This is a genomic window from Mesorhizobium sp. M7A.F.Ca.MR.362.00.0.0, assembly GCF_004023175.1.
Lineage (GTDB): Bacteria > Pseudomonadota > Alphaproteobacteria > Rhizobiales > Rhizobiaceae > Mesorhizobium.
The window spans coordinates 1-366 of the sequence record NZ_RZTF01000947.1; the positions used below are offsets into that span (position 1 = coordinate 1).

The 366-nt window shown below is 60.9% G+C and carries 1 pseudogene; it reads left to right on the top strand.

Features of this window, described 5'->3' with window-relative positions:
• Positions 1–366 (top strand): annotated as a pseudogene (locus EOC06_RS38640) (ISAzo13 family transposase); the annotation flags it as partial.

Consider the following 366-nt stretch of genomic DNA (forward strand, 5'->3'; position numbering starts at 1 on the left):
GAGACGGAGCCGGGGCTTCTGGGCGCACTGGAAGATCTTGTGCAATCGGCGACGCGCGGTGATCCGGAAGCGGCCTTGCTGTGGGTGAGCAGAAGTCAGCGGCACCTCGCCAGCGCGCTGGCTGAGCGCGGTTTCACTGCCAGTCAGAAATTGGTTGGCCGGTTGCTGCGCAAGCTCGGCTTTAGTCTCCAGGCCAACAGAAAGACCCTGGAAGGTGCTTCGCATCCTGACCGCGATGCCCAATTCGAGCACATCAATCAGAAGATCAAGCAGTTCCAGACGACCGGGCAACCCGCCATCTCGGTCGATACGAAGAAAAAGGAACTGGTCGGCGATTTCAAGAACGGCGGGCGCGAGCTACGGCCC